Source organism: Chromatium okenii (assembly GCF_002958735.1).
GTDB lineage: Bacteria > Pseudomonadota > Gammaproteobacteria > Chromatiales > Chromatiaceae > Chromatium > Chromatium okenii_A.
Genome location: NZ_PPGH01000010.1, coordinates 58,341 through 74,138 on the forward strand (window position 1 = coordinate 58,341; position 15,798 = coordinate 74,138).

Annotated in this window: 18 protein-coding genes; 8 read left to right on the top strand and 10 right to left on the bottom strand. The window is 48.0% G+C overall.

Features of this window, described 5'->3' with window-relative positions; translation table 11 throughout:
• Nucleotides 1–82: 82 nt before the first annotated feature.
• The 7 genes from CXB77_RS01190 to CXB77_RS01220 form a co-directional block, all read right to left on the bottom strand.
• Entirely contained in the window at nucleotides 83–268 is a 186-nt protein-coding gene (locus CXB77_RS01190; RefSeq protein WP_105072480.1) for a type II toxin-antitoxin system HicB family antitoxin, read from the bottom strand.
• 131 nt (nucleotides 269–399) lie between these two features.
• Nucleotides 400–1,020: a tetratricopeptide repeat protein gene (locus CXB77_RS01195; RefSeq protein WP_105072481.1), complete on the bottom strand. Its 621-nt coding sequence runs from the start codon at nucleotides 1,018–1,020 to the stop codon at nucleotides 400–402.
• Nucleotides 1,021–1,181: 161 nt separating this feature from the next.
• Nucleotides 1,182–1,469, bottom strand: a complete 288-nt coding sequence (locus CXB77_RS01200; RefSeq protein ID WP_105072482.1) for a hypothetical protein — start codon at nucleotides 1,467–1,469, stop codon at nucleotides 1,182–1,184.
• Nucleotides 1,470–1,472: 3 nt separating this feature from the next.
• Nucleotides 1,473–1,781, bottom strand: a complete 309-nt coding sequence (locus CXB77_RS01205) for a hypothetical protein (RefSeq protein ID WP_146108630.1) — start codon at nucleotides 1,779–1,781, stop codon at nucleotides 1,473–1,475.
• A gap of 15 nt (nucleotides 1,782–1,796) precedes the next feature.
• Complete coding sequence (gene gap, locus CXB77_RS01210) at nucleotides 1,797–2,798, bottom strand: type I glyceraldehyde-3-phosphate dehydrogenase (RefSeq protein ID WP_105072484.1); 1,002 nt, start codon at nucleotides 2,796–2,798, stop codon at nucleotides 1,797–1,799.
• Between the two features lie 96 nt (nucleotides 2,799–2,894).
• A complete protein-coding gene (tkt, locus tag CXB77_RS01215) occupies nucleotides 2,895–4,901 on the bottom strand; it encodes a transketolase (protein ID WP_105072485.1) in 2,007 nt (668 codons plus the stop codon).
• A 379-nt stretch (nucleotides 4,902–5,280) separates the two neighbouring features.
• Nucleotides 5,281–5,838, bottom strand: a complete 558-nt coding sequence (locus tag CXB77_RS01220) for a thioredoxin family protein (RefSeq protein WP_105072486.1) — start codon at nucleotides 5,836–5,838, stop codon at nucleotides 5,281–5,283.
• A 166-nt stretch (nucleotides 5,839–6,004) separates the two neighbouring features.
• On the opposite strand from CXB77_RS01220, the gene metK reads away from it, so the two are divergent.
• Both metK and ubiT read left to right on the top strand, forming a co-directional pair.
• Nucleotides 6,005–7,195 (top strand): methionine adenosyltransferase, encoded by a 1,191-nt coding sequence (metK, locus tag CXB77_RS01225; RefSeq protein WP_105072487.1) that lies wholly within the window; start codon nucleotides 6,005–6,007, stop codon nucleotides 7,193–7,195.
• A gap of 198 nt (nucleotides 7,196–7,393) precedes the next feature.
• Nucleotides 7,394–7,858 carry a ubiquinone anaerobic biosynthesis accessory factor UbiT gene (gene ubiT / locus CXB77_RS01230; RefSeq protein WP_105072488.1) on the top strand — a complete coding sequence of 155 codons (465 nt, stop codon included), beginning with the start codon at nucleotides 7,394–7,396 and terminating at the stop codon, nucleotides 7,856–7,858.
• Nucleotides 7,859–7,971: 113 nt separating this feature from the next.
• On the opposite strand, the gene CXB77_RS01235 is transcribed toward ubiT, so the two are convergent.
• Both CXB77_RS01235 and CXB77_RS01240 read right to left on the bottom strand, forming a co-directional pair.
• The gene (locus CXB77_RS01235; RefSeq protein ID WP_105072489.1) at nucleotides 7,972–8,625 is read right to left on the bottom strand and encodes a cytochrome b/b6 domain-containing protein; all 654 of its coding nucleotides are present in this window, start codon (nucleotides 8,623–8,625) and stop codon (nucleotides 7,972–7,974) included.
• A complete protein-coding gene (locus CXB77_RS01240) occupies nucleotides 8,625–10,262 on the bottom strand; it encodes a tetrathionate reductase family octaheme c-type cytochrome (protein WP_105072490.1) in 1,638 nt (545 codons plus the stop codon). The genes CXB77_RS01235 and CXB77_RS01240 overlap by 1 nt, the downstream gene beginning before the upstream one ends.
• Nucleotides 10,263–10,490: 228 nt before the next feature.
• On the opposite strand from CXB77_RS01240, the gene CXB77_RS01245 reads away from it, so the two are divergent.
• Nucleotides 10,491–11,027, top strand: a complete 537-nt coding sequence (locus CXB77_RS01245; protein WP_105072491.1) for a TIGR00645 family protein — start codon at nucleotides 10,491–10,493, stop codon at nucleotides 11,025–11,027.
• A gap of 69 nt (nucleotides 11,028–11,096) precedes the next feature.
• On the opposite strand, the gene CXB77_RS01250 is transcribed toward CXB77_RS01245, so the two are convergent.
• Nucleotides 11,097–11,285, bottom strand: a complete 189-nt coding sequence (locus CXB77_RS01250; protein WP_105072520.1) for a YgaP family membrane protein — start codon at nucleotides 11,283–11,285, stop codon at nucleotides 11,097–11,099.
• A gap of 398 nt (nucleotides 11,286–11,683) precedes the next feature.
• Between CXB77_RS01250 and CXB77_RS01255 the strand changes: the two genes are divergently transcribed.
• The 5 genes from CXB77_RS01255 to ftsX all read left to right on the top strand — a co-directional run bounded on the left by CXB77_RS01255 (nucleotide 11,684) and on the right by ftsX (nucleotide 15,778).
• Nucleotides 11,684–11,899 (top strand): hypothetical protein, encoded by a 216-nt coding sequence (locus CXB77_RS01255; protein ID WP_105072492.1) that lies wholly within the window; start codon nucleotides 11,684–11,686, stop codon nucleotides 11,897–11,899.
• Between the two features lie 165 nt (nucleotides 11,900–12,064).
• The gene (locus CXB77_RS01260) at nucleotides 12,065–12,688 is read left to right on the top strand and encodes a class I SAM-dependent methyltransferase (protein WP_105072493.1); all 624 of its coding nucleotides are present in this window, start codon (nucleotides 12,065–12,067) and stop codon (nucleotides 12,686–12,688) included.
• A gap of 237 nt (nucleotides 12,689–12,925) precedes the next feature.
• The gene (gene ftsY, locus CXB77_RS01265) at nucleotides 12,926–14,128 is read left to right on the top strand and encodes a signal recognition particle-docking protein FtsY (protein WP_172452477.1); all 1,203 of its coding nucleotides are present in this window, start codon (nucleotides 12,926–12,928) and stop codon (nucleotides 14,126–14,128) included.
• A 12-nt stretch (nucleotides 14,129–14,140) separates the two neighbouring features.
• The gene (gene ftsE, locus CXB77_RS01270; protein ID WP_105072494.1) at nucleotides 14,141–14,809 is read left to right on the top strand and encodes a cell division ATP-binding protein FtsE; all 669 of its coding nucleotides are present in this window, start codon (nucleotides 14,141–14,143) and stop codon (nucleotides 14,807–14,809) included.
• Nucleotides 14,810–14,812: 3 nt separating this feature from the next.
• Nucleotides 14,813–15,778: a permease-like cell division protein FtsX gene (ftsX, locus tag CXB77_RS01275; RefSeq protein ID WP_105072495.1), complete on the top strand. Its 966-nt coding sequence runs from the start codon at nucleotides 14,813–14,815 to the stop codon at nucleotides 15,776–15,778.
• Nucleotides 15,779–15,798 lie beyond the last annotated feature (20 nt).

The following is a 15,798-nucleotide window of genomic DNA, read 5'->3' on the forward strand; positions in this document are numbered from 1 at the left end:
AATTTTATACTCACCAAGGTAATCTGCTTTTTTGATCTCTAACATAATGAAGTAACCTACACCAAAGGCATATTTTTATCCTTCAGTAACCCGCTCTTTTTATCATTGGTGTTTCAATACGTTCTGCGAGTACGCGCAGCGCAAGTATTTCAGCTTTTGCCATTGCTTCATCAGCAGTTACGCCATACGCCAGCACACCGGGAATTCCAGAAATTTCCGCTAACCAGCGCCCATCTTCTTCAAGTTCGGATTCAATAAAAAAGTTCATGCTGGCAAACTCTTTGGTTATCAATTACTGATTGCAGTGAGTTCTGCTTTCATAAGTCGTTTTTAGCTATTGATTCAACCAAGAACTAAGTTGTCAAAAGCAACAACTCAATCATCTTATCGTGCGACCATCTACACAAAATAGCCAGACGTAAAAAGACCTATAGCTATCGGAAACAATAACAAAGCCCACACCATTTTTTCACCGCTAGAATAGTGACGATCCATACCCATACGATTTATAGCGTCAGTCATATCAAGAAACGACGTATATCCTTCACTACTATTAAGCAGTATAATAGTAAAAATTACAGTTATTATGGCTAGGATGTACATTAAGTATTTTGCTAACCAATTATGCCAAATGACGTATTCTGGTGTAAAAAAGTGTTCAAATAAAGAACGATTTTTATCAAAAAGCAATCCATCCGCAGAGTCCTGAACTAAATCCGAACCTGAAAGTCTATTATGCTCTGACTTAATAAATCTCGCATATAATGCGTCTGCTTCCTTGACCTGTCCTAATTGACGTAAAGTAAGAGACAGATTAAACAACATCTCAGGATGACTTAAAGAAGCGTCTTTTTTCATGGCGCTTTGATACGCAATTTTTGCTTCCTCAAACTTACCCTGTTGATAACTCTCGTTTCCTGCTTTGAAGTCTGTTTCAGCAGAACTAACCTGATCGCAAAACGCATTACTAGACAACAAGATAAAGCAAAAAAACAGCACACTATTTATTGATAGCCGCATCTCAAGTTACTCCATGTTTTAATCATGCTGATCGGTATTAACACGCCATTCGGCAATAAAAAGATCGTTGGGTAAAGCAGTCTTAACCAGTTGTTTTGAATCTACCTGCTGTGTTAATAGCACAGCAGGCGAGTCGTTAGCCATACATATCATCTGGCATGTTATTTGTGCTCCACCCAAGTTGACAGCAAAAACAGAGGCGGATGATTAAATGTAGCAGGTAACTCTTGAGTTTGTACAAGAGCTTCTGTTGAAAATAAAGTTGCTCCCGCAAACATAACCGCCAATTTAGTGATTAAGTTTGCAAAGAAAGCTGTCTGCGCTAAACGAAGCTCTATTTTAGAAGCCTTCAAAGAACGTTGGGCAAGATCCCGATCCCTTTGGGCTTCTCTTTTACTTTCAGCAGTCGCGATTTTTTCTCGTCCACCGTATAAATCAGAAAGCCCCATTCATCACCTCCAAAAAAATAGTCCTAAAATAATAGTTGCAATTACCCAAACAAAAGATTTCATTTTGTTATTCAATGCCTCTTCGTTTCTATTATTCTTATCCCGATTTATTTTATTGATTTCAACCGTATCGCTGTATATTTTTTGCTTATTGATATGAGTTACTGTAGTAGTGACAACAGTAAATAAACCAGAAGCTAATTGAGCAACTGCAGGAATCAATGGAGGCATAAAGACTTGACCTATGTTTAGTTGAGGATAAAAACCGTTTTTAACACACCAAAATGGGTGCTGCATTGTTGCAACACCCATTCAACTCAATCTAACTTACTTGGCGACGTGCTCAACCATGCGCAGCATGTTGCAAGTGTAGCCGTATTCGTTGTCATACCACGCGACAACCTTCACAAAGGTCTTATCTAATGCAATGCCAGCCTCGGCATCGAAAATCGACGGCGTTGATTTACCACGAAAATCAGTGGAAACCACCTTTTCATCGGTATATGCCAACACGCCAGCCAAATCGCCCGTCTCAGAAGCAGCTTTCATTGCCTTGCAAATGTCGGCGTAATCCGCTTCTTTATTCAATTCAACCGTCAAATCAACGACGGAAACATCAGACGTGGGAACACGAAACGCCATGCCGGTCAGCTTCTTATTCAATTCCGGCAATACCACGCCCACTGCCTTCGCTGCGCCAGTAGAAGACGGAATGATGTTTTCTAAAATACCACGACCGCCGCGCCAATCTTTCATTGATGGACCATCGACAGTTTTTTGCGTCGCAGTTGCGGCGTGAACGGTGGTCATCAAGCCGCGCTTAATGCCCCAATTGTCATTCAGAACTTTCGCAACTGGTGCCAAGCAATTGGTGGTGCAGGATGCAGCGGAAACAATCGCTTGACCGGCGTAGGTATTGTGATTCACGCCATAAACAAACATCGGCGTGGCGTCTTTCGACGGCGCAGATTGCACCACTTTCTTCGCTCCAGCCTGAATATGTTTCTGGCAGGAAGGTTCATCAAGAAAGAAGCCGGTGCATTCAATCACCAATTCTGCGCCAATCTCGTCCCATTTCAAATTGGCAGGATCGCGTTCTGCCGTTAAACGAATGGATTTGCCATTGACGATCATGGTGTTGCCATCAACAGCGATGTCACCGTTGAAATTGCCGTGTACTGAATCGTATTTCAGCATATAGGCTAAATAGTCAGGGTCGAGCAGGTCGTTAATGCCAACAACTTCAATTCCGGGGAAATCCTTGGCAATTGCACGAAACGCCATGCGACCAATCCGACCAAACCCATTGATGCCAACTTTAAGTGTCATGCGGTCAAGCTCCTAAATGGAATGAAAAACAGATGAAAAAATCAATCAAACTTGCGTGAACAAATTTGATTGATGTCATAAACACGAGTCTGGAATTTAGAGCACGCCTTTTACAACGGCGACCAGATTCTCAACGGTAAAGCCAAACTCTTTGAATAATGCGCCAGCCGGTGCGGATTCACCAAAGCGATCAACACCGAGTATCGCGCCTTGGGTGCCAACATATTTCCACCAGCCATCAGTCACTGCGGCTTCAACTGCAACCCGCGCCGTCACTGCTTTAGGCAATACGGCTTCTTTATAGGCGGCATCTTGCGCATCAAACGCATTGGTGCAGGGCATTGATACCACGCGGATTTGTTTATCGCTCATGGCATCGGCAGCTTTCATTGCCAATTCCACTTCGGAACCGGTGGCAATAATGATTGCATCGGGAGTGCCAGCACAATCACGCAATACATAACCGCCCCGCGCAATATCGGCAATTTGCGTTGCCGTGCGCGGCATGTGGGCGAGATTTTGCCGCGAGAAAATTAAACAACTCGGACCGGTTTTGCGCTCAATTGCGAGTTTCCACGAAACTGCTGATTCCACTGCATCACACGGACGCCAAACGCTCATGTTTGGAATCATGCGCAGCGTTGGAATCTGTTCAACGGGTTGATGCGTTGGGCCATCTTCGCCTAAACCAATTGAATCGTGCGTGTACACAAAAATCGACGGCACTTTCATTAACGCTGCCATGCGTAACGCATTCCGAGCGTATTCGGAAAACATTAAAAAGGTTGCGCCATAAGGAATAAAACCGCCATGCAGCGAAATGCCGTTCATCATTGCCGACATGCCGAATTCACGCACGCCGTAATAAACGTAATTGCCAGCCTCGCTGCCTTTACCAACGCCTTTGCAGCCGCTCCATAACGTTAAATTGGAACCGGCTAAATCCGCAGAACCGCCGAGTAATTCCGGCAGCAATGGACCAAATCCATTCAACGCATTCTGCGAGGCTTTGCGCGAGGCGATGGTTTCGCCTTTATCAATCACTGACTGCACAAATGCGCCAGCTTGTGCTTCCCAATCGGCTGGCAAATCGCCCGCCATGCGGCGCTTGAATTCCGCAGCTTCCGCCGGATAAGCGGCAGCGTAGGCGGCAAACTTGTCGTTCCACGCCGTTTCAGCCGCTGCGCCGCGTGCTTTCGCATCCCAGCCCTGCGCGACATTCTCTGGAATCACAAACGGCGCGTGGTTCCAGCCGAGGTTGGCGCGGGTCAACGCAATTTCAGCATCGCCGAGTGCTGCGCCGTGACATTCTTCTTTGCCCTGCTTGTTGGGCGAGCCGTAGCCGATGATGGTCTGGCAGCAAATCAAACTCGGTTTATCGGTGACGGCGCGAGCCTGCTCAATCGCCGCTTTGACTGCCGCTGCATCGTGCCCGTCAACCTTCGGAATCACATGCCAGCCGTAGGCTTCAAACCGCTGCGGCGTGTTATCGAGGAACCAGCCGGGCGTGGTGCCGTGACCGCGCACTTCGCCGTCAATCGAAATGTTGTTGTCGTCGTAAATCGCAACCAACTTGCCCAAACCCAACGCGCCAGCCAGCGAGCAGGCTTCATGGGAAATGCCTTCCATCAAACAGCCGTCGCCGAGAAAAACGTAGGTGTTGTGGTCAACGATGCTGTGATCGGGCTTATTGAATTGATTGGCCAGCGCGTGTTCTGCCAGCGCCATGCCGACGGCGTTGGTGATGCCCTGCCCCAGCGGGCCGGTGGTGGTTTCCACGCCGGGCGCGTAGCCATATTCGGGATGGCCGGGCGTTTTGGAATGCAACTGGCGAAATTGCTTCAAATCCTCGAGGCTTAACTCGTAGCCGGTGAGATGCAGCAGCGCATAAATCAGCATGGAGCCGTGACCGTTGGACAGCACAAAGCGGTCACGATCAGCCCACTGCGGGTTGGTCGGGTTGTGGCGCATAAAATCGTTCCACAACACTTCGGCGATGTCCGCCATGCCCATCGGTGCGCCCGGATGACCGGAATTAGCCTGTTGCACCGCGTCCATTGCCAGAGCACGGACAGCATTGGCGAGTTCTTTGCGTGAGGACATGAAGCCCCTCCTGAGAGTGATGAAAAAAAATCAAAACTGACTGACCGTGACCAGCGGCAGCAGGTTTTGAGACGAGACAATAACCAAGTTGCAATTTTACGCGATTGGAAACACAAGTGGCTGATTTTTATAAAAACCCTATTGTGCATTGCACAATAGAATTCTTGATTGATCATGCGCAATGTTAATGATGCAGCCGCGTCATTTTGCGCAAATGCTGGTGCGAAACGATAACACGCTCAAAAGATGCGCATTTTGAGCTAAAAACCCGTCATTCGGAATTCAAACAAACTGATACCAGCACAAGCTATTTTATCAGTTGCTTATATTAGCGCCGCACTAATCTTCGTGTACTCGCGCCTTGACTGAACTGGCAGCTTTAAGCACTGCGCCACTTGATCGAACAGCCGATGCTGGGAATTTGCTCGGCGGGACCGCTGCCGGTTTCGGCGACCTGTTTCATTGCTTCAAACAGATCGCGGCGCACTTCTGGCGGTGCGGTTTCGGTGCGACTGGCATCAAACCGCCCCCGATATTGCAGCGCGAGGTCAGCGTTGTAGCCGAAGAAATCCGGCGTACACACTGCGCCATAAGCACGAGCAACTTCCTGACTTTCATCGAATAAATATGGAAATGGAAAATCAAATTCGGCCGCAATGCGCTGCATGTTCTCGAACGAATCTTCAGGATAATCCTGCGGATCGTTCGACATGATCGCCACGCAGCCAATGCCGAGCGTCGCCAACTCCCGCGCCTCGCGGACAATCCGCTCCCGTATCGCTTTGACGCAGGGACAATGGTTGCAAATAAACATTACCAGCAGTCCGCGCTCGCCGACGCAGTCAGCCCGAGACCACGTTTTGCCATCAATCCCGAGTAGTGAAAAATCCGGTGCAGCTTGACCAAAGTCGCACGCTGGAGTTTCGAGAGCAGCCATAAATTCCTCCAAATGAATGCGTTAGTGAAAAAATGAAGTCGAGGCTGGTTGAGTGATTCTTGTAACCGAACGCAATTTTGCACATTCCTAACACCCAGCAAGTCGTTATCATAGATCGTTCTTTCAACCACGCTGCATAGCGTTGCGATCAGGCTACCGAACAACTATGAGCAAGGATTATATTTTCACTTCCGAATCTGTTTCCGAAGGTCATCCCGATAAAATGGCGGATCAGATTTCTGATGCAGTTCTCGACGAGATTTATCGGCGCGATCCCAATCATGCCAAGGCGCGAGTCGCCTGTGAAACGCTGGTGAAAACCGGCTTTGTCATGCTGGCTGGCGAAATCACTGTCACCGATGCCAATCTCAAAATTGACTATGAAAAAGTCGTGCGGCGAGTCGTGAAAGACATCGGCTATGACAATTCAGATGTTGGTTTTGATGGCAATAACTGCGGCGTATTGATTGCACTCGGCGAACAATCAAAAGACATCAATCAGGGTGTGGATCGAGCAACCGAAGAAGCGCAGGGTGCTGGCGATCAAGGGTTGATGTTTGGTTATGCCACCAACGAGACCGATCTATTAATGCCAGCGCCAATTGATTACGCGCATCGTTTAGTCAAACGTCAAGCAGAAGTGCGCAAAAACGGCACTCTGCCTTGGCTGCGTCCCGATGCCAAATCACAGATCACCATTCGTTATAGCGATGGCAAACCAGTCGCCATTGATGCGGTGGTTTTATCGACGCAGCATAGCGATACAGTAAGTGAACGCGATCTGCATGAAGGCGTGATGGAAGAGATTATTAAACCGGTATTAACTAGCACCGGCTGGCTGAATAGCAACACGCGCTATCATATCAATCCAACAGGTAAATTTGTGATTGGTGGTCCAGTGGGTGATTGCGGATTAACTGGGCGCAAGATCATTGTGGATACCTATGGCGGAATGGCGCGTCATGGTGGCGGTGCATTCTCTGGTAAAGACCCCTCAAAAGTAGATCGCTCCGCTGCCTATGCTGGGCGTTATGTGGCGAAAAATATCGTTGCCGCAGGTCTCGCAGATAAATGCGAAATTCAGGTGTCCTATGCCATTGGCGTTGCGGAACCGACCTCGGTTTCTATTGAGACGTTTGGCACTGCAAAAGTGAGTGAAGAACGTATTATTGAACTCATTCGTGCGCATTTCGATTTGCGTCCCTATGGCATTATGCAAATGCTCGATTTAACTAACCGCGACCTGATTAAATATCAGGATACTGCTGCCTATGGTCATTTTGGTCGTACCGAACCGGGCTTTACTTGGGAACGTACCGATAAAGCGGAGATGTTGCGTGCTGCTGCTGGTTTGTAATTAAACCAGTATCGCTAAACCCCAATACGGGGTTTAGCGAGCGTTACTACTTTTAACCTATTCAAATACAAATCTTCATCCTTTAAGTAAATCTCTCAATTCATCACAAAATATATGATGCGTTTTATTTACTTGTGTCAATCTGAAATAGAGTAGAAAATTATCATATTCCATTGACCATTTTGATTGAGAATACTGATGCCTAATCTTCCAAATGTATTGTATCCATTGACTTTTCCACTGCGTTTAGTGCCGGGCGTGATGCACAGCCGCGCATTAGCAACGATGCTCAATCAGGTAATGAAAGAAGCAATCGTTGAAGGCGAACTGGATTTTTTACAAGGTCGCCGCGTAGCGATTGAAATTGATGATATTGGTGTGCGCTATTTGTTGGGATTGACGAATGGGCATATTCAAGGTTACGGCAATGATGCGCCAGCAGATGCGAGTATTTCCGGTGGATTGCGGGAATTTTTGTTGCTGGCAGCGCGTCGTGAGGACGCAGATACACTATTTTTTCAGCGGCGTTTACGCATGTCAGGTGACACCGAACTGGGCTTATATTTGAAGAACTTTTTTGATGCGTTTGAACCACCAGCACGCTGGCAACCGTTAACGCGAGCACTGGATCGAATCGCAAATATGCGGTTTCCAGGGAGTTAATTTTAATGGATAAAAGCAACGTAACTTGTTGCAATATCTAATTGAAAAAAAGCCGATCATGGTCAGTAAGATGCACCATAATCGGCTTTTTCATGCACTCAAAAACGCGCTATCTAACGAATGTTTTCTGGCTCATCATTTTGTAAATAAGCCTCTTCTTCTGGTGTTAAATCCACTTCGTCAAACCCGTCAATCATCGGCATAACATGAGCGCGGAATGAATGACCAGTGGTTAACATATACACATGAATTAACACAAAAGTAAGAATGGTAAATGCTGCGCCGGTATGCACCAACGCCACTCCATCCAACAACTGTGTTGCATGAGGAATATCGCGCCACACAAAGTAGAACAAATAAATCAATCCTGATCCCCAAATTAACGGGAATAAGACGATTTTGAGCATTAAATAGGTGAGCGCCTGCAAGGGATTGTGTTTGCGCCAAAATGCCTTGCGATAAGGATGATGTTCACCTTTGAAAATGCCAAGAATATAAAAGCGCAGTACGCCCCACATGCCTTTCACTGTTGGAATGAAATGCCGCCAATTACGCGTAGTGAACAGCCAGAAAATACTGAATGCCCACAATAAGAGCAACGCAAACGCAGCGAGCGTATGTAAAGTGACGGCATGTTCAAAGTTGAGTATATGGTGGAAGCCATGCACACCAAATCCAGTGAACATTAAGAACATAATTAGCAGCATTTGTGACCAGTGCCAAAAACGTTCAAAGAGCGTGAAAATTCTGACGCGACGAGTAGCCATCAGTGTTGTGCTCCTTTCGATGAGAAAATGCGAATTAAAGCGTGACCAATAATGGCTAATACAGTGCCAAGCACGGCAATCACACCAATTAAATCAACCCAGTAATTTTGATCGCGCCCGGGTAAATAAAGACCTTCAACGCCATTTAACCGCCCATTTTTAGAATGGCAGTTTTCGCAGGTTAACGCATTTTCTTTGGGCGCAACCATGTGTGTAATTGGCCAATAGGACAGCGTTTCGACAAAACCGAATTGACCGGAATAAGGCAAACCGAATTCTTTCATGCCATGTGCAATGGCTTTTCCCATATCGTAATTACCCCAATAAGAATCGGTATCTTCTCCCCACAAATGGCTATAAACCAAGGTACCATTACCAATATCGGCGGGCATCCATGTGCGCATTTGTTTAAATGGCCAAATACGCGAACGACCATCATCACGCGAACCAGTAAAATCATTGATCGCAACTGGTTTGGTGACATCGAACTTGGTATCAATTGTGGTGTATTGCATTTGACCATTAAACCAACGATATAAAGGCACTAAATTTTCACCATAGGTAAACGTGCCTTTAATTGATTTATAGGTATAGCGATGGCTGCCATTACCCTGAGTATAACCGTGCTCGTGATAGCCTTCGCCATTGCGAGTTTTACCGGCAGTGCGCCAATCCCAATCAGTAATAGTTGCAACACCACCACGCGCAAATTCAGGAATATGGCAGGTCTGACAGGCAACGCTGGAAATGTGATCGTTACGTTTGAAAGCAGCAAGAGAATCAACGGGATGTGGTTCAAGACCGTGACAAGATTCACAGGTTGCGACATCGCGGCGCTGCCCTGGTTTGCCCATACCATCATGATCCTTAGCTTCTAATTGATAACGACTTCCTGCCCAAATATGTTGTTTAGTGACATGACAGGCAGTGCAAGCGAAGTTCAGACCGTCCACACCCATGTGTATATCAAGCTGGCGAGTTGGACTTTTTAATGCTGAAGAAAGATCGCCATGTTTAACGTTATCGCCGCCGCCACCATTAAAATGACAAGTGCCGCAATTGGCGCGCTGCGGTAAATTAACGCTCTGCGCAACCAGTGCTAAATCAATTGGAGGTTTACCTTCAAACATGACCGTACAGGCTGGACTGCCGGCACTATTTGGCATTTTATAATAGGTGCCGGTTGTTTCATGGCAGACTAAACAGTCGATATTAGTTTCATTGGTAAAGTCAAAGTTTTCATCTTTCCAACCATAACCTGCATGACACTGAGCGCACATGCCTTCATTCCCGCGTGCATTGGTGCAGAAGTTGTTAATAAGATGTTTTTTACCCAAAAGTTGACCAGTTTCTGGATTACGCCATTCCCATGTCCAATGGATGTTTTTCATAAAATGCTTGCCAGTTTCAGTATGGCAACTGAGACAGGCTTTAGTCACTTCCGGTCCTGAAGCAAATGGTTTTTTCAACGCTTCAAATTTGCTGTGATCCGCTGTCCCGCCGGTAAGTGGACCGGAAATTTGCGCCGATACTGGCTCCACTGTCGCCGGAGGTGTCGGCCAATTATCTGTCGCTGGGATTGAAGTCACTGCGAATAATCCTAGCAATGCTAAGAGGATTCCGATGGTAGATCGCATAAAACACGCTCCAATTGAAATCGTAAAACCAAGGCGATCAAGGCATTTGCGCTCGCCAATTGCGCATCAAAAGCCGGATCATCCTGCAAGGAATCAATCACGATTTCCATGATTTGCGGCAAGCGCAGCGGTGAATCGACAAGATGCCGAGCTTGACGTGCCTGATCGTGATTCGGAAACTTGCGTTATCCATGAATTAAAACTGAGCTTTTCATTTGGAGAACTGATGTGCTAGAACAAATCATTGAACGTTTGCTTTATGCCAGCCGCTGGCTATTAGCGCCGATTTATCTCGGATTGTCATTAACGCTCATTGCGTTGGCTTTTCGTTTTTTCCAAGAGATTTATCACCTATTCAGCCACATTTTGGAAATTAGTGAATCTGATATGGTATTAGTTGTGCTGGCGCTAATTGATCTTTCATTAGTTGCCAGTTTAGTGGTGATGGTGATGTTTTCGGGTTATGAAAACTTTGTTTCACGGATTGATGTACGCGAAGGCGACGATCAATTAGATTGGCTGGGTAAACTGGATTCTGGAACGCTGAAACTCAAGGTTGCTGCATCAATTGTGGCGATTTCTTCAATTCACTTGTTACAAGAATTTGTGAATATCCCGCAGGTTCCAAATGATAAACTGATGTGGTATGTGATCATTCATTTAACCTTTGTGGTCTCTGCGCTGCTCATGGGTTTTTTAGATCGTATTGCTTTTGCATCACATCGCCCACCTAGTAGCCATGAGGTCAAAGATTCATCGCATTAAATAGCGATTTTTAACCATAAAAAACGCCGCATTAGTGCGGCGTATCATCATCTCTAAAAACGAAATACGTTACTTTTTGTTGGTGTCAAAGTTGATCAGTGTATAAGCAGGGCAGCTCCGTAAATACGCAGTCCCAACCAACACCAGACCGAGCAAACCCAGCCAGTCGTGCGTGATCAACCCAAACAAAATCACTGCTGCACCCGCCGCAAAACGCACATTCCGATCCGTCTCACCGATATTCTTAGGCATATTCATGTTTTTGATTTCTCTTTCATTTTGAGTGAATGTTAGCTGCATGGTGGTTAACCACGCGGTTTGAGTGTACGCGAATCGCCGTGATAAATCCTTGTTATTTTGCATTGCTGCGTTTGGTCGTTTCACTCCTTGTTGTATTGAATGCGTCGTTACGACAATTTAGCAGTAGATAGGACTCAGAAATCGCTTTTTAAGTGCACGTTTTAATCTTTGTCGTATTGGATTAAGGCGAATTTAAAAGTTGTCTGTTGTCAGTACAAAACGCCATGCCCACTGAGCACTGGCAATTTTTTCAACTGCGTAACGCCTAGATTTTCGGAACAGGAAAGACGATACAAATCACGATCTGGTAGCATGGTTCAATCGTTAATTCGCTAACGTCCTGAATCTGAGCACCTATGTTTGAATTTAGAAAAAAAGGCAAAGCGCCTGATTCCTCCGTTGTCGTCTCGACTCGCCCAGAGCCAGCAGATGCTGCACCAGAGACCGCCGAGTCTGACTCGTGGTTTGGCAAAAAGTGGTTCAAATCCAAAGCCGAAACTGAACCTGCCGCCGAAATCGCTCCGCCTGCGTATTACGGCACTGCGCCAGCCGCTCGCTGCACCAAGCCATGAATTGCCGGCTGCGCCAGTATTTCATCCGCTTGATCAGAATTAACTGTTTAACACATATCACTGCGGTGCTTTTAGTGCCGCAGTGTTATCATAAAACTATGATATGTTTAATCAGGTTTTTATAACGCATTTTGTGAAAAGCACTCACAATAGACAAGGATTGATATGGTTCAAGCAACCGAATTAACAACACCCACTTTTTTACATGTTGGCTGCGGTATGAAATACAAAGATCGCACCACTCGCGGATTTAATACCGATGCTTGGCGTGAGCTGCGTTTAGATATTGATCAAAAAGTAAAACCTGATGTTGTGGGAACGATGTTAGATATGACAGAAATTCCAGATGGAACAGTTGCTGCTGTATATTCATCGCATAATATCGAACATCTTTATCCACATGAAGTGCCTATTGCTTTAGCCGAGTTCCGGCGCGTATTAAAACCAGATGGTTTTATCGTGATTACTTGTCCTGATTTGCAATCAGTTTGTGCCTTGGTTGCAGAAGATAAACTCACAGAAACTGCGTATAGTGCGCCTTCAGGGACAATTACTCCGCTTGATATTTTATATGGTTATCGTCCATCTTTAGCGAAGGGTAATTTGTATATGGCACATCGCTGCGGTTTCACTGCTAAAGTACTCATTGGTACATTGCGGGAAAATGGGTTTACAACCGTTGTGAGTCGCCGCCGAGGTGCTCCATATTATGATTTATGGGCATTAGGCACGTTAATACAAAATGATGAAAAAACGATGAGAGCACTTGCTGCTGAACATTTTCCGTAATCAACTATTTTGCGTATTGTATGGGCAGTGACTGTGTTATTGATGCTGGTTTTGTATTCAGTTTTGCTCACACCAAGCTATTTATTTTTGCAAGTTTTTATAATAAATAAAGCACACTTCCGTATTGCAATGTGCTTAATGCAACGCTAAATAAAAGCGGTAAAGCGCAGCACCGGAAACGCTAATCTGGTAGCATCAAGCGCATCGTGATTCCTCAACTTGTGAATACAAGCATCTATGTTTGGTTTCGGTAAAAAACACAAAACTCCCGCGCCGCCACTTCCCGACGTTGGCGCTGACGCTCCCAAAGCTCCAGGTCTGTTTAGCAAGTTATTCAAATCCACTCCCGAAGCTGACGCGCCACCCGCTGCGCCAGCGCCAGTTGCGCCGCCACCAGTTGTCGCGCCAGCCGCAGAAAGTGACGCTGCGCCCGGTTTGTTCAGCAAATTCTTCAAATCCAACAAGATAGACGCTGAGATCGCGCTGGTCGCTGCGCCGGAGCCAGAACCGGAAGACGAACCCAAACGCGGCGTTCTGTCCCGATTGCGCGAGCGGCTGGCGCGTTCCCGTTCCAATTTGGGCGACGGTCTCGGCACGCTGTTTCTTGGACGCAAACGCATCGACGATGAATTGATGGAGGAGCTGGAAACGCTGCTGATTACTGCCGATGTCGGCGTGACGGCAACGGCGCGGATCATTGCTGATTTGACCGAGCGGGTGAAACGCAAAACGCTCGCCGATCCCGCCGCGTTATTGGTGGCGCTGAAAGCGGATTTGCGTGAATTGCTGCTGACTGCCGAGCAGCCGGTGCGCCAGCCTGCGCTTGGAAAACCGCAAGTGATTCTGATGGTTGGCGTCAATGGCGCGGGCAAAACCACGACCATCGGCAAACTCGCCAAACGGCTGCAAGCCGAGGGCAACAGCGTCATGCTCGCGGCCGGTGACACTTTCCGCGCTGCTGCGGTGGAACAATTGGAAGCGTGGGGCGAGCGCAATCAGATTCCGGTGATTGCCCAGCACACCGGCGCAGATTCCGCCTCAGTAATTTTCGATGCGCTGCAAGCTGCGACCGCTCGCGGCGTGGATGTGCTGATTGCGGACACTGCCGGACGTTTGCACACCAAAACCAATTTGATGGACGAATTGAGCAAGGTTGCGCGGGTGTTGAAGAAAATTGATCCCGACGCGCCGCACGAGGTGATGTTGGTGGTGGACGCGACCACCGGGCAAAACGCGATTAACCAAGCCGAGCATTTTCATCGCGCCGTCGGACTGACCGGCATCACCCTGACCAAACTGGATGGCACCGCAAAAGGCGGCATTCTGTTTGCGATTGCCGAGCGGTTGCAGCTACCGATTCGGTTCATTGGCGTTGGCGAATCAATCGACGATCTGCGACCGTTTGATGCCGATGAATTTGTCAATGCCCTGCTGGGCTAGGAGCGCCAGCGCGTGATTCTGTTCGAGCACGTTTTCAAGCGTTATCCCGAACGCGGCGAGGCGCTCACCAACATCAGTTTCGAGATGAAAGTCGGCGAAATGGCGTTTTTGACTGGGCATTCCGGCGCGGGCAAAAGCACGTTGCTGCGGTTGATCGGACTGTTGGAGCGTCCAACTCGCGGGCAAATTCTGGTCAATGGGCGCGATTTGGCAACGCTGCCGCAGGCGCAAATTCCGTATCACCGCCGCGAGGTGGGAATGATTTTTCAAGATCATCGGCTGCTGCCGGATCGCAGCGTGTTTGACAACGTGGCGCTGCCGCTGGTGGTTGCCGGATTGCCGCATAAAGAAGTCGGGCGGCGCGTGCGTGCGGCGCTCGATCAAGTCGGATTGCTCAAACGCGAGCGGGCGATTCCGGTCGCACTTTCTGGTGGCGAGCAGCAGCGCGTGGGCATTGCGCGTGCGGTGGTCGGGCGTCCGCCGGTGCTGCTGGCGGATGAACCGACCGGCAATCTCGATCCAGAACTGTCGAAAGAGATTTTTCAGCTATTCGAGCGGTTTCAATATGTTGGCGTCACGCTGCTGATTGCAACCCACGATCTGGCGTTAGTAAAAAATATGCACCACCGCACCTTCACGCTCGGCGACGGGCGCTTAATCAACGACACTCGTGGCTGGTAAATCATGCTGAAACCGCGTTTCCGCCGTCGCCGTCTGCCCAATCTCGCCGATCAATTCGCGATCTGGTTAAACCAGCATGTGCAAAGTGCGCTGGCGACGCTGGGGCGGTTGTTGGATACGCCGCTGCCGACCGGAATGACGGTGGCGGTGATTGGCATTTCGCTGGCGCTGCCCGGCGCGTTGTACGTGCTGGCGGATAATTTGCGCACACTGGCGGGCGGCTGGGATCAAACGGCAGCGATTTCGCTGTTTTTGCAATACGACGTTGATGATGCAGCGGCGAATAATCTTGCCGACCGTTTGCGCAAATTGCCAGAAATCGCGCAGGTGCAGGTCATCACCCGCGAAAGTGCGTTAGATGAATTTCGGGCGCTCGGCGGATTTGAGGAGGCGCTGGAGCAGTTGAAAAACAATCCGTTGCCGGTGGTGCTGGCGATTTATCCGCAGCCGGGCTATTCCACGCCAGAACAATTAGAAGTGATGCAAGACAAGCTGTTAAAGCTGAAAGAAGCTGATTTTGCGCGGATGGATACGGTGTGGTTGCAACGGTTTCAAGCCATTTTAGATTTAATTCAGGTCGGCGTTTTGCTGCTCGGTGTGCTGCTTGGAATCGGGGTGCTGTTGATTATCGGTAACACGATTCGGTTAGAAATTCTCAATCGCTGCATCGAGATCGAAATCATGGAGTTGGTTGGTGCGACTGCCGCATTTATTCGACGACCGTTTTTATACGCTGGTGCGTGGTATGGACTCTTGGGCGGATTAACGGCGTGGTTGCTGGTGACGCTGGCGCTGGTGCTGCTGCAACCTCCAGTGTCGCGGTTGGCAAGTCTGTATCGCAGCGATTTTGAGCTGGCGGGGCTGGGTGTTACGGCGACGTTCATCGTTCTCGCTAGCAGTATTTCGCTGGGTTTAATCGGCAGTTGGGTTGCCGTCAATCGTCATCTGCGCGGCGCAGAACCGAGTTAAATGTCACCACGAGCAGTTTG